Source organism: Hwanghaeella sp. 1Z406 (genome assembly GCF_048892425.1).
GTDB lineage: Bacteria > Pseudomonadota > Alphaproteobacteria > UBA8366 > Aestuariispiraceae > Pacificispira.
In genome coordinates this window covers 181,099-205,863 of sequence record NZ_JBLZHU010000006.1, presented here as the reverse complement: position 1 = coordinate 205,863, position 24,765 = coordinate 181,099, and the positions used below count along the sequence as shown (strand labels likewise).

Annotated in this window: 23 protein-coding genes and 1 tRNA gene; 9 read left to right on the top strand and 15 right to left on the bottom strand. The window is 54.0% G+C overall.

The window, feature by feature from the left end; translation table 11 throughout:
- Positions 1-20: 20 nt before the first annotated feature.
- From ACOSDR_RS13575 to ACOSDR_RS13550, 6 genes are all read right to left on the bottom strand, one after another.
- A complete protein-coding gene (locus tag ACOSDR_RS13575) occupies positions 21-944 on the bottom strand; it encodes an ABC transporter permease (RefSeq protein ID WP_420731604.1) in 924 nt (307 codons plus the stop codon).
- Entirely contained in the window at positions 944-2,014 is a 1,071-nt protein-coding gene (locus ACOSDR_RS13570; protein ID WP_420731603.1) for an ABC transporter permease, read from the bottom strand. Before ACOSDR_RS13570 ends, ACOSDR_RS13575 begins: the two co-directional genes overlap by 1 nt.
- A complete protein-coding gene (locus ACOSDR_RS13565; RefSeq protein WP_420731602.1) occupies positions 2,011-3,567 on the bottom strand; it encodes an ABC transporter ATP-binding protein in 1,557 nt (518 codons plus the stop codon). Before ACOSDR_RS13565 ends, ACOSDR_RS13570 begins: the two co-directional genes overlap by 4 nt.
- Positions 3,568-4,832: 1,265 nt before the next feature.
- Positions 4,833-7,181 (bottom strand): transketolase, encoded by a 2,349-nt coding sequence (locus ACOSDR_RS13560; protein ID WP_420731601.1) that lies wholly within the window; start codon positions 7,179-7,181, stop codon positions 4,833-4,835.
- 135 nt (positions 7,182-7,316) lie between these two features.
- Positions 7,317-8,039, bottom strand: a complete 723-nt coding sequence (locus tag ACOSDR_RS13555) for a DUF502 domain-containing protein (RefSeq protein ID WP_420724010.1) — start codon at positions 8,037-8,039, stop codon at positions 7,317-7,319.
- A gap of 168 nt (positions 8,040-8,207) precedes the next feature.
- A complete protein-coding gene (locus tag ACOSDR_RS13550; protein ID WP_420731600.1) occupies positions 8,208-9,950 on the bottom strand; it encodes a sensor histidine kinase in 1,743 nt (580 codons plus the stop codon).
- A 119-nt stretch (positions 9,951-10,069) separates the two neighbouring features.
- Here ACOSDR_RS13550 and ACOSDR_RS13545 point away from each other — a divergent pair, with 119 nt between their 5' ends.
- From ACOSDR_RS13545 to ACOSDR_RS13535, 3 genes are all read left to right on the top strand, one after another.
- Positions 10,070-10,768 carry a Crp/Fnr family transcriptional regulator gene (locus ACOSDR_RS13545; RefSeq protein WP_420724008.1) on the top strand — a complete coding sequence of 233 codons (699 nt, stop codon included), beginning with the start codon at positions 10,070-10,072 and terminating at the stop codon, positions 10,766-10,768.
- A 357-nt stretch (positions 10,769-11,125) separates the two neighbouring features.
- Positions 11,126-11,201: transfer RNA gene (locus ACOSDR_RS13540), tRNA-Lys, on the top strand.
- Positions 11,202-11,423: 222 nt separating this feature from the next.
- Complete coding sequence (locus ACOSDR_RS13535; RefSeq protein ID WP_420724007.1) at positions 11,424-11,882, top strand: hypothetical protein; 459 nt, start codon at positions 11,424-11,426, stop codon at positions 11,880-11,882.
- A gap of 19 nt (positions 11,883-11,901) precedes the next feature.
- Here ACOSDR_RS13535 and ACOSDR_RS13530 read toward each other — a convergent pair whose 3' ends face one another.
- From ACOSDR_RS13530 to gyrA, 3 genes are all read right to left on the bottom strand, one after another.
- Positions 11,902-12,780 (bottom strand): hypothetical protein, encoded by an 879-nt coding sequence (locus ACOSDR_RS13530; protein ID WP_420724006.1) that lies wholly within the window; start codon positions 12,778-12,780, stop codon positions 11,902-11,904.
- A 189-nt stretch (positions 12,781-12,969) separates the two neighbouring features.
- On the bottom strand, positions 12,970-13,476 hold the full coding sequence (gene coaD, locus ACOSDR_RS13525) for a pantetheine-phosphate adenylyltransferase (protein WP_420724005.1): 507 nt from the start codon (positions 13,474-13,476) through the stop codon (positions 12,970-12,972).
- Positions 13,477-13,533: 57 nt separating this feature from the next.
- Positions 13,534-16,356: a DNA gyrase subunit A gene (gene gyrA, locus ACOSDR_RS13520; RefSeq protein ID WP_420724004.1), complete on the bottom strand. Its 2,823-nt coding sequence runs from the start codon at positions 16,354-16,356 to the stop codon at positions 13,534-13,536.
- Between the two features lie 217 nt (positions 16,357-16,573).
- Here gyrA and ACOSDR_RS13515 point away from each other — a divergent pair, with 217 nt between their 5' ends.
- On the top strand, positions 16,574-17,290 hold the full coding sequence (locus ACOSDR_RS13515; protein WP_420724113.1) for a glutamine amidotransferase-related protein: 717 nt from the start codon (positions 16,574-16,576) through the stop codon (positions 17,288-17,290).
- Positions 17,291-17,376: 86 nt separating this feature from the next.
- Entirely contained in the window at positions 17,377-17,775 is a 399-nt protein-coding gene (locus tag ACOSDR_RS13510) for a hypothetical protein (RefSeq protein ID WP_420724003.1), read from the top strand.
- 17 nt (positions 17,776-17,792) lie between these two features.
- Here the strand turns inward: ACOSDR_RS13510 and ssb are convergent, their stop codons facing one another.
- From ssb to ACOSDR_RS13495, 3 genes are all read right to left on the bottom strand, one after another.
- Positions 17,793-18,287, bottom strand: coding sequence for a single-stranded DNA-binding protein (gene ssb, locus ACOSDR_RS13505; protein ID WP_420731599.1), 495 nt, complete (start codon positions 18,285-18,287; stop codon positions 17,793-17,795).
- Between the two features lie 122 nt (positions 18,288-18,409).
- The gene (locus ACOSDR_RS13500) at positions 18,410-18,922 is read right to left on the bottom strand and encodes an Hpt domain-containing protein (RefSeq protein ID WP_420724001.1); all 513 of its coding nucleotides are present in this window, start codon (positions 18,920-18,922) and stop codon (positions 18,410-18,412) included.
- A gap of 32 nt (positions 18,923-18,954) precedes the next feature.
- Positions 18,955-19,467, bottom strand: a complete 513-nt coding sequence (locus ACOSDR_RS13495) for a response regulator (RefSeq protein ID WP_420724000.1) — start codon at positions 19,465-19,467, stop codon at positions 18,955-18,957.
- A gap of 280 nt (positions 19,468-19,747) precedes the next feature.
- Between ACOSDR_RS13495 and ACOSDR_RS13490 the strand changes: the two genes are divergently transcribed.
- Entirely contained in the window at positions 19,748-20,197 is a 450-nt protein-coding gene (locus ACOSDR_RS13490; RefSeq protein ID WP_420723999.1) for a cyclic nucleotide-binding domain-containing protein, read from the top strand.
- Positions 20,198-20,200: 3 nt separating this feature from the next.
- Positions 20,201-20,632, top strand: a complete 432-nt coding sequence (locus tag ACOSDR_RS13485; RefSeq protein ID WP_420723998.1) for a cyclic nucleotide-binding domain-containing protein — start codon at positions 20,201-20,203, stop codon at positions 20,630-20,632.
- 5 nt (positions 20,633-20,637) lie between these two features.
- Here ACOSDR_RS13485 and ACOSDR_RS13480 read toward each other — a convergent pair whose 3' ends face one another.
- Positions 20,638-21,480 (bottom strand): SapC family protein, encoded by an 843-nt coding sequence (locus tag ACOSDR_RS13480; RefSeq protein ID WP_420723997.1) that lies wholly within the window; start codon positions 21,478-21,480, stop codon positions 20,638-20,640.
- 100 nt (positions 21,481-21,580) lie between these two features.
- On the opposite strand from ACOSDR_RS13480, the gene ACOSDR_RS13475 reads away from it, so the two are divergent.
- Both ACOSDR_RS13475 and ACOSDR_RS13470 read left to right on the top strand, forming a co-directional pair.
- Positions 21,581-22,186 carry a HupE/UreJ family protein gene (locus tag ACOSDR_RS13475; RefSeq protein ID WP_420731598.1) on the top strand — a complete coding sequence of 202 codons (606 nt, stop codon included), beginning with the start codon at positions 21,581-21,583 and terminating at the stop codon, positions 22,184-22,186.
- Positions 22,183-22,785, top strand: coding sequence for a HupE/UreJ family protein (locus tag ACOSDR_RS13470; protein WP_420731597.1), 603 nt, complete (start codon positions 22,183-22,185; stop codon positions 22,783-22,785). The genes ACOSDR_RS13475 and ACOSDR_RS13470 overlap by 4 nt, the downstream gene beginning before the upstream one ends.
- A gap of 36 nt (positions 22,786-22,821) precedes the next feature.
- Here the strand turns inward: ACOSDR_RS13470 and ACOSDR_RS13465 are convergent, their stop codons facing one another.
- A complete protein-coding gene (locus ACOSDR_RS13465; RefSeq protein WP_420731596.1) occupies positions 22,822-23,520 on the bottom strand; it encodes an ABC transporter ATP-binding protein in 699 nt (232 codons plus the stop codon).
- Complete coding sequence (locus ACOSDR_RS13460) at positions 23,513-24,757, bottom strand: lipoprotein-releasing ABC transporter permease subunit (RefSeq protein ID WP_420731595.1); 1,245 nt, start codon at positions 24,755-24,757, stop codon at positions 23,513-23,515. The genes ACOSDR_RS13465 and ACOSDR_RS13460 overlap by 8 nt, the downstream gene beginning before the upstream one ends.
- Positions 24,758-24,765 lie beyond the last annotated feature (8 nt).

The window sequence follows — 24,765 nt, the reverse complement described above, 5'->3', positions numbered from 1 at the left end:
CGATGCAAAATTGTAACCGTTTAGCCATCAGGATGAAACACTTTCCCGATGCTGGCTGGTGCATTCATACGAATTCGTGTGGCGTCCCTGGAAATAAGAACAAGCACCACAATGGTTGCGATATAGGGAACCATATTCAGGAATTGCGAAGGAATTGCGGAACTGCCCATCCCTTGCAGATGCAATTGCGCCAGGGTCAGCCCCCCGAAAAGATAGGCCCCCAGGACCACCCTGCCCGGCCGCCATGTCGCAAACACGACCAGCGCCAGGGCGATCCAGCCGCGCCCGGCCGACATTCCTTCTGCCCACATCGGGGTATAGGATAGCGACAGATAGGCGCCGCCCAATCCCGCCATGGCCCCACCAAACAGAACCGCGAACAACCGTATCCGGATGACGGGAAATCCAATTGCATGGGCGGCATGCGGATTTTCTCCGACCGATCGCAGGATCAGTCCCGCCCGCGTGCGATACAGGAACCAAGCGACAATAGCGGTCACAACAAAGGACAGATAGACCAGAATATCCTGACCAAAGACAACCGGTCCCAGAATTGGAATATCTGTCAGGCCCGCAATGTTCAGCTTTGGTAAAGCCGTCAGCGGGGTGCCGACATAGCCCTGACCCAATAGCGCGCTAAGACCGATGCCAAACAGTGTCAGGGCCAGGCCTGTTGCGACCTGATTGGCCAGAAGTCCCAGGGTCAAGACGGCAAACAGCCCGGCCATCATGGCGCCCATGGCTGCGCCTGCGACAATGGCAAGGGAACTATTGCCGGTTTCCACCGAAATGATGAAAGCGATCACGGCCCCGCCCAGCATCATGCCTTCGACACCCAAATTCAGGACGCCCGATTTCTCGACCACCAATTCACCAATGGCGGCAAACAGCAAAGGGGTCGAGGCAGCGATAATTGAAATCAGGATCGGGGCCAGGATATCCATCACACCCCTTCCCGCGCCGGGCGCAGCTTGATGCGATAATGGACCAGTACGTCACTGGCCAACAGGAAGAACAGCAACATGCCCTGAAAGACGCCGGTCACCGCCAAGGGAAGCCCCAGTTCAATCTGCGCCGATTCTCCGCCAATATAGCTAAGCGCCATCAACAGTGCCGCAAACAGAATCCCCATTGGATGCAATCGTCCCAGAAAAGCAACAATGATTGCTGTAAAGCCGTATCCAGGAGAAATAGACGGAGTCAATTGACCAATCGGCCCGGCAACTTCTATTGCGCCTGCCAGGCCCGCCAATGCGCCGCTGCCCAACAGCGTTGCCCATATAATCCGCTTGTTACTGAAACCCGCATAGCCCGCCGCGGGTGGGGTCAGGCCCACCACCTTGATCTGAAAGCCAATGAAGCTGCGGGCGATCAGAAACCAGGCCGCAGCGACTGTCACCAGGGCGATGGGAAAGCCGATATGCATGCGTGATCCCGCAAACAAGGTCGGCAGCAAAGCCCCATCCCCAAACATCCGCGTGCGGGGAAAGCCAAAGCCCATCGGATCCTTCCACGGACCGGTGACAAGATAACTTAACAGCAATCCCGCGACATAGGTCAGCATCAGGCTGACCAGAATTTCATTGGCGTTGAACCGCGTGCGCAAAAAGGCCGGAATCGCCGCCCAGGCAGCACCGCCAATCATTCCCCCGATCAGCATAAGCGGCGGCAGCCAGGGTCCTTCCGCACCGTAGAACAGCAATGCCAACCCACCCCCGGTGATTGCCCCCAGTGTCAATTGCCCCTCTGCCCCAATATTCCAGACATTGGCGCGGAATCCGATGGCCAGCCCGATGGCGATGATCGCCAAGGGCGTTGCCTTGATGGTCAATTCCCCCAACCCATAGGAATCCCGCAAGGGACTTATGAAATAGGCGGTCAATGCCTCAATCGCGTTAAAGCCCAGCACTGAAAACAGAATCGCCCCGGACAGAACCGTCAGAAATACTGCCAGAATCGGTGTTGCATACAGCCAAAGTCGCGATGAATTGGGACGGCGTTCCAGGGCGATCATGGCGTCCCCTCAAACAATCCACCCATCAGCAACCCGACATCTTCTGCCGATGTGGCCTGGGTCGGGCGGCTTTCCGATAAGGTCCCGTCAAAAATGACCGCCACCCTGTCGGCGATGGTGAAAAGTTCATCTAAATCCTGGCTGACCACAACAACTCCGGCGCCGGCCCGTGCCAGTTCGATCAGCGCGGATTGGATGGCCGCTGCGGATCCTGCATCGACGCCCCATGTTGGCTGGGCGGCGATTAAAAGTTTGGGATCCTGCATGATTTCGCGCCCGATGATAAATTTCTGCAGGTTGCCACCAGACAGGCTGCGGGCGGCGGCCCCTACCCCAGTGCTGACAACATTGAATGCTTCAATCACATCCTCTGTCTTCTGGCGTGATTTCCCCCGTGAGATCAGGCCATGGCGAATCAACCCCCACCGGCCCCAGCCGCTGAGCAGCGCATTCTCTTCCAGGGGTAGATCCGGGACAGAGCCATGGCCCAGGCGTTCTTCCGGCACGAAACTGATTCCCATATCACGGCGTCCGCGCGCCCCTACGCGCCCGATTGACCGGCCTTCAAATTTCACCCAGTCATCCCGGGGGGCCGTGCGTTCCCCACTCAGCGCAGCCAGCAGCGTGTTCTGTCCATTGCCCGCAACGCCAGCAATGCCAAAGATTTCCCCGGAGCGGACGGTGAAACTGATATTCTTCAGCGATGTGCCAAAGGGAGAGTCCGCTTCCATGCTCAACCCCTGGACGGACAATAGGGGAACCCCCTCGCCCACCTGAACGGGCTTGCCTGGCTTTGGTCCATCAAACGCACGCCCGATCATCAGCGCCGCCAGGGAATTGGGCGTTTCTGTGCGCGGGTCGCAACTGGCAACAACCTTGCCGCCGCGCAGAATGGTCGCCCGATCACATAAATCACGAATTTCCTGTAATTTATGGGAGATATACAGGATCGTGCGCCCCTCATCACGCAGGCGACGCAGAACGGTGAACAGCTTTTCAACCTCACTGGGCGTTAGGACTGATGTCGGCTCATCCATCACGATCAGGCTGGGATTCTGCATCAGGCACCGGACAATCTCGACCCGCTGACGCTCGCCCACGGATAACTCATGCACACTGCGTGTGGGATCCAAAGCCAGCCCATACTCGATGCTCAGCTTTTTAATTTCGGCCAACAAGTCGGGATCACGCCCTGTCCCTCGTTCCATGGCCAGTGCGACATTGTCTGCGACGCTGAGCGTCTCAAACAAAGAAAAATGTTGAAATACCATCCCAATACCAAGCGCGCGCGCCGCGCTGGGGCTTGGAATATCAACATTCTGCCCTTCCCATTCGATTGTGCCGGAATCCGCCCCCTGTACCCCATACAGGATTTTCACCAGGGTCGACTTGCCCGCCCCGTTCTCCCCCAAAAGCGCGTGAATTTCTCCAGGGGCCAGATCCAAGGAGACGGCATCATTGGCCAGGCAGCCCGGAAACCGCTTTGTAATATCACGAAGCCGCAAACGAGGCGGCGTGTTGGGGGGAACGGCGAGAGGTGTTTCAGAGTCCATCTATCGTGTTTAATCAAACTATGTGAAAATTCCAAGTGTAAGAATTTTAATCCTAGATGCATTTTTGCCGTGACCAGATGAGACTCTTTCCCTACACTCAAAAATCAATAAGGGGATGAGTTGACAGGGCGAGGAAACTACTGTCATAAATTCCTCACCGAACGGCGGCATCTGGCAATAGAACAGATAAAAGAACGTCAACGGGGCCCAAGTTTAGGGAGGGCAGCATTTTAATCGATAATGCGCGGTAAAACACCAGCAGCATTGTGGGTTTGGACGGGATAGACGGGGCTGCTCAAAAGGCAGCCCCTACTTTTTTGATCTCCACACGCCTTATCATCTCACTCGGCCGCCCTGGACTCCCACCTGCGCGGGAGGGACGAGAAGATTAACCGCGAAGGGCGCGAAGGAGGCGCAAAGAGCGCTGAGGGGATGACACGTCGCTTCTGACCTTCGGCACCACTCTCATCCTGAGGAGGCGCGATAGCGCCGTCTCGAAGGAGGGGCTGTAAGTGTAGTGCTTTCAGCAAGCACACCCTTCGAGACGCTTCGCTCCTCAGGGTGAGGATGCGTTTGGCTAATACTTCGTCATCCCGGACTTGATCCGGGATCCAGGGCGGTAAGCGCGACTGGTGCATGCCGCCCTGGACTCCCACCTGCGCGGGAGGGACGAGAAGATTAACCGCGAAGGGCGCGAAGGAGGCGCAAAGAGCGCTGAGGGGATGACACGTCGCTTCTGACCTTCGGCACCACTCTCATCCTGAGGAGGCGCGATAGCGCCGTCTCGAAGGAGGGGCTGTAAGTGTAGTGCTGTCAGCAGGCACACCCTTCGAGACGCTGCGCTCCTCAGGGTGAGGATGCATTTGACTAATACTGCGTCATCCCGGACTTGATCCGGGATCCAGGGCCGCAAGCGCGACTGGTGCATGCCGCCCTGGACTCCCACCTGCGCGGGAGGGACGAGAAGATTAACCGCGAAGGGCGCGAAGGAGGCGCAAAGAGCGCTGAGGGGATGACACGTCGCTTCTGACCTTCGGCACCACTCTCATCCTGAGGAGGCGCGATAGCGCCGTCTCGAAGGAGGGGCTGTAAGTGTAGTGCTTTCAGCAAGCACACCCTTCGAGACGCTGCGCTCCTCAGGGTGAGGATGCATTTGGCTAATACTTCGTCATCCCGGACTTGATCCGGGATCCAGGGCCGCAAGCGCGACTGGTGCGTGCCGCCTGGATGGCCGGTGTCATTATCCCCTAAATTCCCCGCGCGCCTCAGCTTTTGGGCTTGCGTTCTGCGGCGCGGCGGATGTGGTCCGCATCTATGCCATAATGGCGATACAGATCGATCAGATCGCCCGTTTGGCCAAAGCTTTCCACCCCCAGAGGGGCAACGGAGTGACCACGAACGGCCCCCATCCAGGCAACAGCCGCGGGATGGCCATCAATCACGGATGTAAACCGGGCATCCGATGCCAGGGGGGCAAACAGGTCTTCCACATGGGCCATTTCACCCGAATCAGTTCCGGCCAAGCGGGCACGTTCAATTGTTTGCCAATCAGAATACAGCTTATCGGCTGAGGTGATCGCCATCAGTCCGGCATCTGGGTTATCTTCACGCAGCGCCTCGAACGCTTCCAAGGCTTGGGGGGCGACGGCACCCATATAGACAATTGCCATCTTTGCCCCCTTCTTAGGCGGCACGACCCAATAGCCCCCTTTGATGATCTGACGTGCCAGATCCGGGGTCATTTTGCGATCAGGCTGCTCAATCGGGCGGGTTGAAAGCCTGAGATAGAGGGAGCCCCCCTTCTCTTCATCCTGCAAATGCACGAAGGCATGGCGTAGAATAACGGCAAGTTCATCCCCATAGGCGGGCTCGTAAGATGTTAAGCCCGGCTGCCCCATCCCGATCATCGGGGTTGATATGGATTGATGCGCACCACCTTCCGGGGCCAATGTGATCCCGGACGGGGTGGCGACCACAATGAAGCGGCTGTCCTGATAACAGGCATAGTTTAGCGCATCCAGCCCGCGCGCAATGAAGGGGTCATACAATGTTCCAATGGGAAACAGCCGCGCCCCGAACAGGCTTTCCGACAGGCCTAAAGCCGCCAGGTTCAAAAACAGGTCATTTTCCGCGATACCCAGTTCAATATGCTGGCCCTGGGGGGAGCGTATCCACTTTTGCGCGGATGGCAAATTTCGCTCCCGGAATTCGTCGGGCCGGCTTTCGCGCGCAAACAGACCGCGTTGATTGATCCAGGGACCCAAATTGGTCGAAACCGACACATCCGGAGAGGTGGTGACGATACGATCTGCCAGCGGTCCGCCCGCCTTGGCAATTTCATTCAACAGCTTTCCAAAGACTTCCTGCGTCGACGATTTGGCGGTGGCGCCATAGGTCAGAGTATCGGGGATGGAAATCTTATTGGCCTCATGCAGACGATGCTGCTTCTGAGGCAATCGGTTCAGGAAGGATTGAACACGATCCGCCGGTACTTTCATGCCGGAGAATGGCTCCCACTCCTGGCCTTCCGGGACGCCTAGTTGTTTCTGGAATGCCGCCATTTGTTGCGGGTTCATCAGGCCGGCATGATTATCCTTATGCCCCATCAAGGGCAGGCCCCATCCTTTGATCGTATAGGCGATAAAGCATGTCGGGCGATCATCGGGAACCGTGGAAAAAGTATGCAGCAGGGCCGGAATATCGTGGCCGCCCAGATTGGTCATCAGGGCATTTAGCCCCGCATCGTCATAGCTGTCGATCAGGCTGTGCAAGTCCTGATCATGGGGCATGTCCCCCTTGATTTGGGCGCGCCAGGCGGCCGCGCCCTGAAATGCCAGGGCGGAATAGACATCATTGGGACATGTATTGATCCACCGCTTCAAGGCCTGCCCGCCTGGCTTTGCGAAAGCGGCCATTTGTTTAGAGCCATATTTCAGCGTGATGACGTTCCAACCAACAGCGCGGAAGAACCGCCCGATAATCCGGAACAGCTGTTCGTTTACCACCCCATCCAGGCTTTGACGGTTATAATCAATCACCCACCAGACATTTCGGATATCATGTTTCCATGTATCCATCAGGGCTTCATAGACATTGCCTTCGTCTAATTCCGCATCGCCCACCAGGGCGATCATGCGCCCGGGCGGCTTGCTGGATGGAATAATGTCCTTAAGCCTGAGGTAATCTTGGGTCAGGGCTGCAAAATTGGTGACCGCCGCCCCCAGCCCGACAGATCCAGTCGAGAAATCAACGGTATCATTGTCTTTTGTACGGGACGGATAAGACTGAGCCCCACCATAGGCACGGAAGGATTCCAGCTTTTCGCGAGTCTGATGACCCAGAAGATACTGAATGGCGTGGAAAACAGGGCTGGCATGGGGTTTAACCGCGACACGATCATCTGACCGCAGGACATGAAAATACAGCGCGGTCATAATCGCAGACAGCGACGCACAGGAAGCCTGGTGTCCCCCAACTTTCAAACCATCGCGGCTTTCCCGCAAATGATTGGCGTTGTGAATGGTCCAGGATGCGAGCCATCGCACCTTTTCCTCTAACGCTTCCAGGGTTTCGATATCAGCTTCAGCGCTTGACGATATGTATGATTGATCCATGCGGTCGTCTCCTTTTGTCCACTATGCAATTCTTGTTTTGCGCCGACAGTAAAGCGAGAGAGCCTGTCAAACCAGCATAGTGAAAAGAACAGCACTTTAGCCTGCGCGGATTATAGGACCTTTGCCTCGCTTAAGCTATTTAAGGTCAATTCCGGCCAGATCATCCCCAGGATGAACAATACCTGCAGAAATCACCAGTTTGACGGCATCTTCTACCGGCATATTGAGTATTTTAATGTCTTCCTTGGGCACGAAAAGCAAAAACCCGGAGGTCGGATTCGGCGTCGTGGGCAGGAAGACATTGACTGTATCACGTTGTAACAACTCGTGTAATTCACCTTGGGTCTCGGCTGTGACAAAAGCAATCGCCCACAAACCCGGTCGTGGATATTCTACCAGAACCGCCTGCCGGAAAGCATTGGATTGGTTCTGTAAAACGGTTTGAAAGATCTGCTTGGTCAGCTTGTACAGGCTGCGGATGATCGGCATCCGGTCCAACAGCTTTTCGCCAAATCGGACGATCCAGCGACCGACCAGCCCTGCCGTAAACGCCCCGATGAGGGTGATCGCCAAAATCAGGACAAGAACCCCCAATCCGGGCAGCCCGAAATCCACGCCCAAATACTGCTGGAAATATGTATCTGGATTATAGCGCTGGGGGATCAACGGCACGATCTGATCATCGATATAGCCGATAATCCATACCGCTAAAGCAATGGTGATAGCGATGGGTGCCGTGACCAATACGCCCGCAAAGAAATACGCACGCAGTCGGGCGAATATGCCCAGCTTGGACGTCTGTTCCGATGGCGCGGGCGTCTTTTCTGGTTCTGGCATGTTAGAGCCTTCGGACTCCATAAATTATTTCCTTACAGATAACTTTAAGAGAGTGATGCTGCACCGCAAAATATACGTATCTCACTATACGCAATAGACATCAGGATTCAATGATCAGAATTTGATACGAGGTGCATAGCTTCACACGGGGGCTTGTTTACACGGGGGCTTGTTTATACGGGGGCCTGTTTATACGGGGGCTTGCCCGAAAATGTCGTCTGCCTTGGCGACGCGGTCTGGACCGAATTTCACAATGACCGTTGTTCCCTTCCCCGGTTTTGATTGAATGTTCAGGCTTGCATCATGAAGTCTGGCCAGATTTTCAACCAGGGGCAGACCAAGGCCCGTGCCGGCGAAATCCCCTCTTGGTTTTGACTCCAACTGTTGAAACTTCGTCAGAGCTAACGGGATTTCCTCCGGCTTCATGCCAATGCCGGTATCAATTACCTGCAATTCCATTCCCCCATCCGGGCAGGGCTGTGCACGAACAGTGATGGACCCGCCACGGGGGGTAAATTTGATCGCATTAGAGAGCAGATTCAGCAGGATCTGTTTCGCCCGACGCTCATCACACAGCAGCAACAGCGTGGGATCCTCAACAGATGCGGTCAATTCCAGGCCGGAATTGCGGGCGCGCTCATGAACCAATCGAACCGCTGCATCGATCAACACTTCCGGTGAGATATAGGCATCGTCCAGCGCCAGATGTCCGGCCTCTGCTTTGGATAAATCCAGAATATCGTTAATCAGGGACAGCAGATGACGGCCGCTTTGTCGGATATCCGTAGCGTAGTCACGATAACGCTGCCAGCTTTCCTGACCTAATACCTGAGATTCGAGTAATTCAGCGAACCCGATCACAGAATTGAGAGGGGTGCGCAATTCATGGCTCATATTCGCCAAAAATTCTGATTTCGCACGGTTTGCAACCTCCGCCTGATCGCGCGCCCGCGCCAGTTCTTCGGTTCGGCGGCGCACGGCATTGGAAATACGATGATTAACCTGCAGCAGCACAGCCAGAAGCAGGCCGAACATGGTAAATAGCCCCACGCCACCATAGCGCACCAACGTACCGGTCGAACGGTCCCTTCCGCCTTCATAGTTGCTGAGCACATCCCAACTATAGCGCCATTCTGTATCACCTAAGGATATCGGGAAAACGAATGTTTCGACTGTATCGGGTAAAGGGTTATCACCGCCGATTACAGCATGTTGTTCGCCGGCCGCGGTGATTTCACTCAACCTCAGGACCAGTCCATCCGGGGCGATCGTCGCCATATAGGACTTAAAGAAGCCAACAAGATCAAAGATCGCTATCAAGACCCCCTGATCCCGCTGCGACTGGACGCGGACACCCAATGACGTAAAGCGTTTTGTGCCATCAGGGGAAAAGGTTCCGCCGACCAGGACTTCTGGCACGTTCCCCAGCGATTCGGATAGATAGGTATCCATCGTCAATTTTTTGAAAGTGTCACTGGCGATGAACTGTGCGTAATCCATTTCTGCTTGTGAGGTTGGCAGAAAATAGGCGGAAACAGACTCAATACGAGGGGTGGATGAGTTGGGATCATCAGCACTTTTTGCAAAAACCATAAATTCAAACGTGATCGTGTCAGGTTGAACGACCGCGCCGTCCCTCAACGGATTTATCGGATTCATCGAGTCAGAATTCAACCGGGCCGCGATAGCCACCAGAGTTCTCCGTGCCTGACTTACAGCCAATGACCCGAATTCCGTCAATCTGCGGGTATCGTCCTGTGCCCGCGCTTTCCAGGCCGCCCCTTCCCATTCATCCACTTGATCGGCAGCATAAAAGCTGAATGCAATGCCGCCAAAGATGATGCTCACGGCTAATACCACGACCCAGAGGGTCGATGATTTCGTCTTTGAGCCCGGTGCCGATTGCTCCATTCCCTGTGCCACGTCTTTCATTTTAGAAATAATTTCTATAGCAAACTAGCTGCTAAAGAGTAGATTGGCGACAATCCTATCGCCTTGCTGACAGGGTTGGGGTAATATTTTAATGAATATGGATTGTTTCGGGGGGTCAGATGCTTGCAGAGACAGCGAGAAGTCTCGCATCAATATTTCTTTTCAAAGATTTACCGGCAGATGCCCTGAAACGCATTGAAGCGCGCTGCCGCTGGCGTGACTTTAAACCCCAGGAACAAATGATTGATTTCCAGGATGACACACAGGATGTGTTTTTCATTACCAGTGGCGTTGCCCGTGTTGTGAATTATTCCGTCTCTGGACGCGAAATCGCCTTTGACGATTTAAAACCGGGATCGATCTTTGGCGAACTTGCCGCTATTGATGGCGAACCGCGCTCTGCGACCGTCGTTGCGATTACCGATACAACGGTCGCTATGATGCATCCTCAGATTTTTCGCTCTGTGATGGAAGAACACCCTACCGTTGCACTATGTTTGATGCGGCGGCTGACCCAAATGGTTCGGGTATCTGTTGAGCGCATCATGGATCTCAGCACGTTAGGCGCCAACAACCGGATCTATGCCGAACTGCTGCGATTGGCCAAACCTACCTTACAGCCGGATGGCACCGGGCGAATCGAACCCATCCCCATTCATTCGGAAATGGCCAGCCGGGTATCCACCACCCGTGAAACCGTGGCCCGCGTGCTCAGCGACCTGTCCCGCAAAGGGCTGGTAAAACGTACAGGTTCCGTCCTGATTCTGACCGATACCAACCGCCTGCGCGATATGGTCGAGCAATTCCGCGGCGATTGACACCCTGCTTCCAGGCCAATCCCGGCCCCTGCCCTGAAATCACCCAGAACCTGCCCGATTTTGTGACCCGTATCACTGCATGCTGTGCTGTGTTGACGTAACTTTACGCAGAACGCGGTGGAGGAATGGAGCATGGTAACGCTGAAAACCTTGATTTTAGGGGTGCCAATCAGCCTTTTGGCACTGCTCTTGTCCGAGATGGTATATGGTCGCATCCTCTTTTTTGGATAAAATGCATTTTTGCTGTCTTTTCAGGGCTGCAAATGATTGACCATTCCGAAACACTTGCCTATGTTCCGCCCCGGTTCGAGGGAACACCCCGTTGGTTTGCAAAAACACAGGGTCCCGTCCCTCTCCGGGCACTTAGCTCAGTTGGTAGAGCACACGATTTTTAATCGTTAGGTCATAGGTTCGAATCCTATAGTGCCCACCATTTTTTCCTAATTTTTTAATCAGTTGCACTGTCCATAAACGGCCAGTTGTGCCTGTTTGTGGCGGCGCGCGAGATTTTGGACTTTTTTGGGCTTGCTTTTAGACGTGGCTGGGGCAGTTTACGGTGTTCAAACTAAAAAACTTTGAACTTTCCGGATATAAAAATGCGATGGTACGGGGACAACGTTCAAGTTGTGCCACTAATCAATCCACTGAGGTAAATATGCGTTACATATTGCTTACAGTGTTCCAAGTCTGGGGATTGGCCTTTGTCGCCTTTATGATGGCTGGAACCGCGGTCGCGGCCAGTGAGGTCCCTATAGCCACTGGTCGCAATTATAGCTTGCAAGACGTAGAAGTAATCCGCCGTGCCGAGACGGTGATCTTTGACGCTTGCCCAGGCTTGGCGGAATTGCCTAGCAACGAAGAAGTAATCCTGTCCCTAACCCGGCTTGGCGAGGGGACTTGGGGGGATAACACTCTCAAATCAAAGGGCTGGGTTGCCTATGTCTCTCTGTCGTTTTGGATCGGGACACAAGCCCAATATGTCGCTCTAGGAGAAGGTGACGCAATAGTAATTGAAGCCAAAGGCGCAGCCGCCCAAAGTGCCTGTGGCCTGCCCGTCTCGCAGAAAGCGGAACGGTCTGAGCCACTAGACCTTGGGTTTCAGCTGGCTAATTAGTAATTAACTTATCTCACTTTTAAATATCCCAAGTCGGTTCTGATATACTTGATGAGAGAAACTTTTTCTGAGTTTCCTCCACCGACTTTTGGCGATCACTCCAGTGCTTATCTTCAAGTGCACAGTCACGAAAGTACTTAATTAATTGCCCTTGAATTATGGGGAGCCCAAGGTTTCCACGCATAAATTCCAGGAGGATTTCACCGTTAACGACCTTATGTTGTTTCATCTTGTAAGCGTCTATGATTTTTTCAGTAACGAGAAAAGCATCATCAATGAAAAAGTGTTGCACGGTGCTATCTTTGTCGTCCCAAGGTATGTATTTGCTTGAATGGCTAACCGCCAAAGGTCGGTCGCAGTATCTAACTTCCCTTACATCCTTCATGGCATGACTAAACTCGTTGCGTGTTTCAATAATATTATCAAGCACATCAATGGCTATTTCACTCAAGAGACCAGACTTTCGCAGCTCGAGACTTAATTTTCCTAGAGTTAGCTTATGAAAATCCTTGCCCATCACTGCAGAAACCTCATGCAATTTAAGTAGTTTAAATATTGAAAGTTCTAGCATGCAGAAAAAACTTCGTAGCCCGCTATCGCTAATCGCAAATCGATCTGGCATTAATTCGTTAACGTAGGGAAGCCGTTCGCCATCATATTTATTATATTTTATGAAGGAACTGCATTGAAATCCCCATGGGGTTATTAGTAGCCGATCACCATCCCCCACAAAGAGCACATACTCCGATGGGTCCATAGCACGGAAAAGAGTACCTAATACTAAATATTCATCCTGCACGATTTGATCAGCAATAATATGACGAAGCTCAACTTTTTCTTCATCGCATAAACCTGACACTTCAATAATGATCGACCATAGACTTGTATAACGTGCCATAGGCCTTTTCCCAACTTCCTCAAGTCTCTAACGTCAAAGTGAACCGATCTACCAAGGCAACTTAAAACATATCGCTTGCTCGGGTTGATGGTAACAATTCCTTGGAGATAGCAGTTTAGCCTTAAAAATTGCCGTTTTGTTCTTTTTGTTGGTCGTTAAACGATTAAATCAGTAGATTTCCTATTCAAATCACCCAAACTTCACTTTCAGCCGGTCCAGGACGCGGGGGCTGACGAAGTCTTCGACATCGCCGCCCAGTTCGTGGATCTCTTTGACAAAGCGACTGGAGATGAATTGATGGCGTTCTGAGGCCATCAGGAAGACGGTTTCGACATGCCGGTTCAGGCGGGCATTCATACCGGTCATCTGGAATTCATATTCGAAATCAGAAACCGCGCGCAGTCCCCGCACGATCAGCTCTGCCCCGACATTGACCGCATGATGCATCAGCAGGCCCTCAAATGGGGCAACTTCGATGCGGGTTTGCAGGTCTTCCGGCAGGCTTTGAACCTCTTCACGCACCATCTGGGTCCGCTCTTCCAGGCTGAACAACGGCCCCTTCCCCGCATTGATCGCAACAGAGACGATCAGCTTATCGACCATATGTGTGGCCGCACGGCGGATAATATCCAAATGCCCATTGGTTATGGGGTCAAAAGTACCCGGATAAATCCCAATGCGTTCAACAGTGCCCATAATGCCGGACCCTCCCCGGAAGTCGTTAAGCCAAATCAGTCTTCTCGTTGCGGCGTCTTATAGACTGCTTTCATCCGGATCGGAAGAGGCTGCTTCATCGCCCTCTTCGATTGGGCTATCGCCATCCGCCTCTGGCATGTCTTGCTGAACTGGCGGGGCTGCCCCTTCTTCCCCATCCAAAGGCGGCTCGTCGCCCCCTTCTTCATCGCGCAGGCGGGCAACGGACACGACCTTTTGCGTATCACCGACATCAAACACGATGACACCCTTGCCGCCCCGTCGGCGTGCGGAAATGCCGTTGCCATGGATGCGGATGATTTGTCCCGCGTCGCTGACCATCATCAATTCGTCCAGTGATGTGTCAAACAGGAAGCAGGCCGCCACATTCGCGCCCCGCAGGTCCATATTGTTGATCCCCTGGCCGCCACGATTGGTGACGCGATAGTCATAGGTTGAGGCTAGTTGGCCCATGCCCTGATCCGATACGGTCAGAACAAATTCTTCCCGTTCCGCCATATCGGCGAAATGCGGTTGTTGTAACATCGCAGCGCGTTCTTCATCCCGCTTACGGTCTTCTTCCTGAGAATATTCACCATATTGCAGGCGTTTGGCCGCCGCCTGGGCACGCAGATAATCATCGCGTTGCTCTGGCGTATCATCGCTGTGGCGCAGAATGGACATCCCGATCACCGAATCACCCTCGGCCAATCGAATGCCGCGCACCCCGGTGGAAGATCGACCGGCAAAGACCCGCACAGCCTCAACCTGGCACCGCAGGCTCTTGCCCAGCTTCGTGGACAGCATGATGTCCTGATCGTCAGAACAGACGCTGACGGAAATCAGACGGTCCCCCTCGTCCAGTTTCATCGCAATCTTGCCGTTGGCCTTCACATTGGTGAAGTCTGACAACTTGTTGCGGCGAATATTGCCGGAAACAGTGGCAAAGACGGCATCCAGATTGGCCCAGCTTTCCTCTTCCTCCGGCAAGGGCATCACGGTCGTGATCCATTCGTCCTTTTCCAGGGGCAGCACATTGACCAGCGCCTTGCCCCTGGACTGTGGCGACCCGGCCGGCAGGCGATAGACCTTCATCTTATAAACCATGCCGCGTGACGAGAAGAACAGGACCGGCGTATGGGTCGAGGTTACAAAGACGCTGGAAACAACATCCTCGTCCTTCATCACCATACCGGTGCGTCCCTTACCGCCGCGCCGTTGCGCACGATAGGTCGTCAAAGGCGTGCGCTTGATATAGCCGCCATGGGTGACGGTCATCACCATGTCTTCGCGCTGGATCAGGTCTTCGATATCATGTTCGAATTCATTTTCCAGGATGATCGTGCGGCGCGGATCGGCAAACCGGTCGCGAATATCGATCAATTCATCCGACAGGACCTGCATACGGCGGGGACGCGACGCCAGAATTTCCAGATAGTCGGTGATACGCAGTTGAATTTCCTGCGCTTCCTGCTCCAGCTTCTCCCGCTCCATACCGGTCAGGCGTTGCAGGCGCAGGTCCAGGATTGCGCGTGCCTGACGTTCACTCAGCCAAGCGCTTTCGCCCTCAATCTTGCCGTCTGGATCATCGATCAATTTCAGATAGGGCAGAATCTCCCCGGCGGGCCAGGGTTGCGCCATCAGATTCTCACGGGCCGTCTGAGGGTCCGGTGCACGACGGATCAGTTCGATCACTTCATCAATGCTCATGATCGCGATCATCAGACCGGCCAGAATATGCGCCCGGTCCCGCGCCTTGCTCAGCTCATAGGCCGTGCGGCGCTTGATCACATCTTCACGGAAATAGATGAAGGCCCCGATAATGTCCTTCAGATTCAGAGTTTTTGGCTGACCGTCATGGATCGCCAGCATGTTCATGCCGAAACTGGTCTGCAAGGGCGTATGCTTGAACAATTGCGCCTTGACGACTTCCGGCTCAACGCCGCGCTTCAATTCGATTACAACGCGCACACCGTCGCGATCCGATTCGTCGCGCAGGTCACTGATACCCTCAACCATCTTCTCACGTACAACTTCAGCAATGCGCTCTATCATACGAGATTTATTGACTTGATAGGGTATCTCGGTAACGACAAGTGCCTCTTTATCCTTCGAAACAGTCTCGGTCGTAACCTTGGATCGAATCACAACAGACCCGCGTCCGGTATTATAAGCTGCGCGAATCCCAGACCGCCCCAAAATCTCTCCCCCTGTTGGGAAGTCGGGACCAGGGATAATCTCATTCAATTCGTCAATGGTGATGTCTGGATTATCGACATAGGCGACACAGGCATTCAGCACTTCCCCCAGGTTATGGGGGGGGATGTTTGTCGCCATCCCAACCGCGATCCCGCCCCCACCATTGACAAGAATGGCCGGAAAACGAGCAGGAAGAACGCGGGGTTCAGACTCTGATTCGTCATAGTTGGGCTGGAAGTCGACGGTATCCTTGTCGATATCGTCCAGCATGACCTCTGCGGCCTTGGACAGGCGGGCCTCCGTATATCGCATGGCCGCCGCAGCATCGCCATCCATGGAGCCAAAATTGCCCTGGCCGTCAATCAGGGGCACGCGCAGAGAGAAGCTTTGCGCCATGCGCACCATGGCGTCATAGATCGCGCTGTCGCCATGGGGGTGATATTTACCCATGACATCCCCGACGATACGCGCCGATTTACGATACGCTTTTGTCGAATCGTAACCATTTTCCTTCATGGTGTACAAAATGCGGCGATGCACCGGTTTCAGCCCGTCGCGGACATCCGGCAGCGCGCGGCTGACGATCACGCTCATCGCGTAATCCAGGTAGCTGCGGCGCATCTCGTCCTCAATCAGGACCGATGAAATATCGAAATTCGAAGGGGCGTTGCTCTCGTCAGACAAGGGTCAAATCGTCGCTTTTTACTGAAGGGATAAAAGGGCACGGAAACAGTCACAAGGGTGTTTCAATGACCAGACCGCGAGAGTCGCGATCTGTCATATATTTAGCATATTGGTGACCGGGTGAACAACCAAATAAGGGAAAATGGCATGATTTAGACCCCTTAGCGGATGATGTCTTTTGTTTCCTTATTTCCCATAAGCAGATTACAGTGTGGATATGCAATCATCCAGCAAACCAACCATTGTTTTGATCACGCACGAGCGCCCCAATTCGCCCGATACGGCGTCTGATCATCTGGGGGCCCTTGGCTATCACCTGGAATGGGTTTGTCCGGCGAAAGGGGATTCCCTGCCCGCTATAGAGAAGCATCACGTTGGCGCCATCGTCTATGGGGGCCAGTATGCCGCAACCGAAACGCGGCGTTATCCCTTTATGGCGCAAGAGGTTGACTGGGTTTCCCAATATCTGGCGACTGGACGCCCGTTTCTGGGCATATGTTCCGGTGCGCAAGTCATGGCGGTTGCTTTGGGGGCGGAATTGCATCCCAGCCCCGATGGTCTTTCTGAAATCGGCTACTACACCCTCGACCCGACCCCAGATGGCCTGTCGGTGTTTCCAAACCGCATGATGGTCGCCCATTGGCACTTTCTGGGATTCACCCTGCCCGATTCCGCCACGCTGTTGGCAACATCGGGATATTTTCCCAACCAGGCCATTCGATATTCAGAAAATGCTTTTGGCTTCCAATTCCATCCGGAACTCAGCATGGAACAGCATGAGCATTGGCTGGAGCATAGTATCGACATGACGACGATTCCGGGCGCTCAGGATGTGTTTACACAACGCCAATTGGCCGATGTCTATCACACACCCATGAAGGAGTGGTTCATCGGCTTCCTGGAAAAATGGATCAAAGGGGCGGTCCCCTTTTAGCCCACTGCCATTTTATGCTTTTGACCGCCTTGCCTTGTGTTTGTTATGGACCAGATTTAAGTGAAACCCGTCAGGAGGAGGATTTGATGTCATTCTTTGATGCCGCCATGCTGCAACCAATGTGGGTTAAAATCTGGCTGCTGTGGCTGATGCTTGTGCTGGTCCTGGCCCCCCTAATCCTGCTGGTATCACGAAGCACGCGACGCGCCGGGTTATTTACGATTATCGCCCATATTCCGGTCTTTATCATTGTTCCAGAAATGTATGACCATATGGGATATGTGCGGTTGTTGGGCCTGCCCCACCTGATTTTCTGGATACCCCTGGTGATCTATCTGATCCTGCGGGTCTGTCGCGGAACGCCAATCGAAACACCGTATCGACAGGTTCTGTATATCCTGATCGGAACCTTGCTGATCTGTCTTGCCTTCGACGCACAGGATGTCGTGCGGTATCTGTTGGGAGAGACCGATCCGCTGACCTGATAGGGCGTATTTGTAGCCTAGAACGGGATTTCGTCGTCCAGATCGGCGCTATAGTCGCGTCCGCTTCCACCACTGCCGCCCCCACTGGGGCCACCGCGATCATCGTAACCGCCATCATATCCGCCACCGGAACCACCGCGCGAACCGCCCCCGCTGCTGCCACTGCCATCGCGGCTGTCCAGCATGGTCATGTTACCGTTGAAACCGCGCACCACGACTTCTGTCGTATAGTTGGTCTTGCCGTCTTTTTCCCATTTGCGGGTCTGCAACTGGCCTTCGATCAGAACCTTTGAGCCTTTTTTCAAATAGCGCTCTGCAATCTCAGCGACCTTGCCGAAAATCACGACGCGATGCCATTCAGTCCGCTCCTGCCGCTGTCCAGACTGATCCTTCCAGTTTTCGGACGTTGCGATGGATAGGTTGGCGACCTTATCGCCATTCTGCATAGAGCGCACATCGGGGTCCTGGCCCAGATTTCCGACTAAAATGACTTTGTTTAAGCTGCCGGACATAAAAGCCCCCTTCAAATGTATCTATAACTGGAAATGGTGAGCCCTTGGCTCTGGTGTGACTGCCAACAGTCTATGACAGTGCGTCACGGCTTTAAAGCACAACGGCGCATATGGATCGAAATTTATGACAATTCGCGATCAACAACTTCAGCCAGGGCATAAACGACGGCCTGTGAAATTTCGTCGCCGCTGCCTTTGATGGACTGATTATACACCACCAGCAAGGCCTTCAGATGCTGATCGACCAAGGCCGGCTTTACCGCTTTTCCCTTTGGGCGTTCGCGCACATAGCGACAGAAATGTCGGCCAATTTCGGTGATCAGCGGGAATCCAAAGGTGGCACCCTGCCCACGCATGTTGTGGACCAATCGAAATAATTGATCCAGCGTCGCGTCCGAATTGTCTTCTCGATACTTCGCGGCCAACCGCTTCATCTGCTCAATATCTTCAGCCAGCTTGTCGACGTAATCACTCGTCATTTGTTTGACGACGGTTTCTGCGGCCTCAAATGCCTTTTCCGGTTCAATGCCACCAGTCCGCGGCACTTTTTTCGCCAGGTCATTCGGGCGCTCTACGACCTCATGCCACGATTTGGAGGCATTTGCCGGTATCTCTGGAAGTTTTTCCCTACCCATTGACCAAACTCTCCTCAAACCCGTAACGGCGGTTAAATCTCAAGCGCATCGTCCTGGGCGGCGCGACGGTCCGCCCCTTCAAAACTGGGCAAATTCAAACGCCGACGACAGGGACCAAAGAAAGACGTGGTTCTGACAAAGGGGCGCGGATTCTCAATGATATTCACGATCCGTGCATGAAGCGATCGGGCCGCCAGCGGTTTGGCCAGAAACTCCGTTATCCCAATATCGCGGGCATTCATCACCTTTGCCTTTTCGGTATACCCCGTCAGCATCACTACTGGAATGTATCGCCCGGGGCTTTCCGGATCCAGGCGAATTCGACGAACAAAGGTTGCGCCGTCTTCTGGTTCCATTTCCCAATCTGTTATGACCAGATCGAAATCCTCTGTCTGCAACAGATCCCACGCGCTGATGCCATCGATAGCAACGCGCACATATCCAATGCCCAGCGCGTCCAGCATCCGCTCTAAGATGCCACGCATGAACTTGCAGTCATCAACGACAAGCACGCGCAGATTTCTGAAATCATAGTTTTTAGACATTTTCTAAGACCGATTGATTTCCACGCCCCGATACTTCCATCCAAGTGGAATATTTTTTTAACCGTAATCAATGCCCCCTTTCCGCCTACAGGAAGGAGGTGACTTTAACAACCCTCACATTCATGTTCACACATATCGATTCGCTGCGCAGTATCATAGAATATCAGCAAAACCGTCAATCAGTGTTACGCATTGGCCGTGAATTCGATTATAGTTAACAAAAGCATGCGAAGGTAATATTCGCGATATTTTTCCGTAATAAGCCACTGGGGGATATTTATTGTCCGACTCTTCACGCGTCCTGAACAGACGAACCTTTTATAAAGGCGATGTCATTTTTAATGAGGGCGATTACGGCAACCAGGCCTATGTCCTGCAAAGCGGTCGTGTGCGCATCACGAAATCCCTGCCAGGGGGGGCGCGCGGCACATTAGGCTTTGTCGAAGCCAGTGGCATTTTTGGTGAAATGGCACTGATCGATCAATCCAAACGCATGGCGTCTGCAATTGCTGAAGAGTCATGTGTCTGCATCGTCATCACTGAGGATTTGTTGAAAAAGAAGCTGGGCAATGCCGATCCTGGATTAAAAATGCTGATTCTGATGTTAATCCGTTTACTGCGCCAGGCGGCCAGCAAAACACCGCTGCCCGCGGACGATATCGCCGCCATGGCGCGTGCCGCAAACTCTGCAGAACATGCGGCCGCATTGCGGGCCGAAAAAGGGAACTGATCCATGAGTGGGAACCTGGTTCTGCGCCAAGAATTTGCTGCTGGCGATATGCTGTATCACGAAGGCGATGACGCCACGGCCATGTATATGATCCAGGCCGGATCCATCGAGATATTGAAACGCGGCAGCGACGGCTTTGTCGATATCACGGAAAAGCGCGGACCAGGTCAGGTCCTGGGGGAACTTGCCCTGCTGACCAGTCGCCCCAGAACCGAAGGTGCGCGCGCCGAAACCGCCAGCACCGTGATTACCATTCAGCGCACAAGACTGAACGAAAAATTAAAAGAAACCGATCCTTTTGTGAAAGCGCTGTTTCAAATCCTGGCACAGAACCTCTTATCGGTCATGGATCAGAAGAACAAATTCGAACAAATGGCCTCTTTGGAAGATTTGACCCAGGATGAAGAAGTCCCATCGGAAACGAACGAAAAATAAGTGCTTCAGGGGGCTTTTTGAGTAACACGCGCGTTAGAGCGATGATGTAAACGGCCCATATTTCCCAATGACAGAAAATGCGCCAGCGCCAGGGCGCTCCATCCCGTTCGGAACCATTTCAGCGCCGTTGTATCATCCAGCTTGCGCAGGCGTTCCTCATCAATGACACGAAAGCCGGAAAATATGATTCTCTGGCCGCTTGCCAATGTGATCTCCATCCGGCGTTCTACCAACAGATCATTGGCCATACAGGCATTCACAAACTGACGGGTTCGCGCCTGTTCCTTGGAATAAGACGCCGCAAAGGTCGCCATTTTGGCCAGCATTGCTGTTGGCTTGCCATTGGCAAAAATCGGAGTGCCTTCGGTTTTCGACACCAGCGGAGATTCGACATCCAGGCACAGACCGACGCCATCTTTGCCATGCTTTGTATCCTGCATCAGAACAAAAGGCGCGCGCCGCAGAATCGCAGGAACATAACAGCCTTCTTTCCAGCGCCCGTTTGCCTCGACAAATAGATTTTCATCGGATCGCAATCCCAGGAGGGCGACCGGATGAATATCTTTTTCACCGGCAAATATAATCGGATAATGCCGTGCAGTTGGCATGAACTCCACAGCGCTGAGCGGGATGGTATGCAGCTTGCTGGCAAAGCTGAAATCCCGACCATCCTTAACTTTAAAATCGGCGTGTCGTTTCAGGTCCAGCGGTTCCGCACGGCGCAGCAATTGCCGCAACGTTTCCCCCACCTGATCCGATAGTCCGGTTGCAGCAGGGCTTGCCACCGGTTTTACAGGTGGCTTCTTTGATGCAGATTTCTTTCGGCTTGCCACCGGGGTCTTGCCCATCTTTACACCTTCCAATCCTTGGGCCGAAGCGATACTTTATCGGCTGTTTAACATCAATCAAGCAAACCAAAAAAATACCACTGCCTAAAAGGATAGTTTTATGACATCCCGTGTCCTCCGGATTGCCCCCCTTGCCGCTTGTATTCTTGCCGCGACAACAATGATTTCCAGCACTGCCTTTGCCCATGAAGGGGCCGGGATGGCGGGTGGGTTCGTCAGCGGCCTAACGCATCCGCTGTTTGGTCTGGATCATGTGGTTGCAATGGTCGCCGTTGGATTATGGGGGGCCTTTCTGGGGCGTCCGGCCCTGTATCTTTTACCGATCATTTTCCCGGTTGTGATGGCATTTGGCGGTGCGCTGGGTGTATTGGGCTTTCCCCTGCCCGGCGTTGAAATCGGCATTGCGGGATCTGCCATCGTGCTGGGTCTGTTGGTGGCTCTGGCCGCCCGACCCCCAATCTGGATTGCGTCCTGTCTGGTCGGCGCATTCGCCATATTCCATGGCTTTGCCCATGGTGCGGAACTGCCCCATGCCGCGAATGCGATCACCTATTCCATCGGATTCGTCCTCTCAACGGGCATGCTGCACCTGGTCGGTATTGCCTTTGGTATGCTGGTTAAAATGCCATCGGGCCGCGTCGCAGTGCGCGGTCTCGGCGTTGCGATCTCTTTGGTCGGCGTCGCCTTTATGACCGGCATCGCGTGACGGGTCAGCGTCTCTTTCTCCCCCTGCTTATCCTGGTGGGGGGCGGATTGGGCCTTGCGACACCGGCAGATGCCCATACCAGCATCTCCGGCGTTGGCCTTTTCCCAAACGGTTTGCTGCATCCTGTCGCCGTTCCCCAACACCTGTTGCTGTTGATTGGGATCGGTTTATGGATGGGCCGTCGTCAGGATCGCCAAATTCCGCCTTTGCTGGCCGCATTGAATGCAGGACTGGTCGTCGGATATGCAGCAACGATCTGGATAGATCTGACCCAGATCACCAGCCTGACACTGGCCGCTATGACCCTGATCGCTGGTACCCTGCTGGCTGTAAACAGACCCCTGCCCAGCTTATTGAATGTCAGTGTTTTTGCGCTGGCCGGATTGTGCGTTGGCCTGGATTCAAAGCCGGAAGCCCTAAAGGCAAACGAAACCCTGTTGCTGGGCTTTGGGATATGGATCGGGGTGAACATCATCGCCCTGAATATTATGGCACTCAGCGCGAAGCTTCAGCACCCCATCGCGGTGATTGGCATTCGAATCGCAGGCAGTTGGCTGATTGCCATGTCCCTGATCCTGCTGGCCTTCGAGCTTCGGTGATGGAATCTTGAAAGGCATCCGATCCCCTGAACGCCTTCAGGACTCGGCAGAAAAACCCTGAATTTTGCCAGCCCCCAATGTCACCACGCGGTCCATACGCTGTGCCAGGGCGATGTTATGGGTCGCGATCAGGGCGCTCATCCCGCGCTCCCGCACCAGCTTTACCAACAGATCAAACACGATCTCAGAAGTTTTGGGGTCCAGATTGCCGGTCGGTTCATCTGCCAACAGGATAGCCGGTGAATTCGCCAGGGCCCGCGCAACGGCAACCCGCTGTTGCTCGCCACCCGACAACTTGGCGGGCCGATGGGTGGCGCGAGACGTCAAACCAACGCTTTCCAGCAATTCTGCTGCATGATCACGGGCAGCCCGTCTTGTTTCCCCCGCCACCATTTGCGGCAAGATCACATTCTCCAGGGCAGAGAATTCCGGCAGCAGGTGATGAAACTGATACACAAACCCAATGGTCTTGCGCCGAATCGCCGTGCGTTCCAGGTCCCCCAGCGTGCCACAGGCCCGTCCATTGATCAGGACATCGCCTTTGTCAGGCAATTCCAACAGACCCGCCATATGCAACAGGGTGGATTTCCCGGTCCCACTGGGCGCAACCAGCCCAACCAACTCCCCCTTGCTGACATGCAAAGACGCACCATCCAACACTGTCAGGGGTCCGGCGGCTGTCTTATAGGTTCGCTCAACCGCGTCCATGCGCAATACGGTCGTCTCGTCACTCATAGCGCAGCACCTCTACAGGATCCAATCGCGCCGCGCGCCAGGCCGGATAAATTGAGGCCAGAAGGCTGATTACCAGGGCAAATGTCACGGTGACGATCACCTCTGTCGGATCAATTTTAGCCGGCAATTGAGACAGGAAATAAATTTCCGCATCGAATAACTTGGCGCCCGACAGGCTTTGAATCGCCTGTCGAATGCTCTCGATATTCAGCGCGAAGGAAATACCCAGCGTGGCCCCCAGAACAGTACCAATGACGCCAACCGAGCTGCCGGTCATGAAGAATATCCGCAGGATGGATCCCCGCGTCGCCCCCATGGTGCGCAATACGGCGATGCCGCGGGATTTATCCTGAACCAACATGATCTGGGACGATATGACATTGAAGGCCGCCACCACAACGATCAGTGACAGAATCAGCGCCATAACATTACGTTCCACCTGTAGCGCATTGAAAAAGCTGGAATTAACACGCTGCCAATCTGTGGCCGTATATCCAGGGGGAAGACTGCCCCGCAGGTCAAAGGCTGTTGCCTTGGCCGCATCAGGGTCTTTCAACATGACCTCAATTGATCCAACAGCATCGCCTGTTCGAAAGAAGGCCTGCGCTGTTTTTAACGGCATATAGACATAGGTATTGTCATATTCATACATGCCAACTTCAAAAATGCCGACGATGGGAAAGGCCTTCATGCGGGGCACGGTGCCGAATGCTGTTACCGTTCCATTGGGAGAAATCAGCGTCAGCGAGTCCCCCAAGGTCAGCCCCAGGCGACTGGCCATCCGAACCCCGATCAGGATTCCGTCCTGTTGCGTGAAGTTATCCATGCTGCCGGCGATCAGGGAATCCCGCAGAATTGGGCGCGCTTCAAAATCTGCTGCCCGCACGCCCCGAACCAAAGCCCCTGCTGCGCCATTCTTGGCGCTTGCCATGACCTGACCTTCAATCATCGGGGTTGCGGCCAGCACGTCCGGGCGGGCCAGTAATTGGTCGGTGATCTCCTGATAGGCCTCAATCCGTCTTTCAACGGACCCGATGGTAACATGCCCATTCAGTCCGATAATGCGCCCCAGCAATTCAGCCCGGAACCCATTCATCACCGACATGACGATGATCAGGGTCGCCACGCCCAGCATGATTCCCAATAAAGAGAACCAGGCAACGACAGAGATAAATCCCTCCTGCCGTTTGGCCCGCAAATAGCGAAAGGCAACCAACCGCTCAACAGCTGTAAACATCGTCAAAG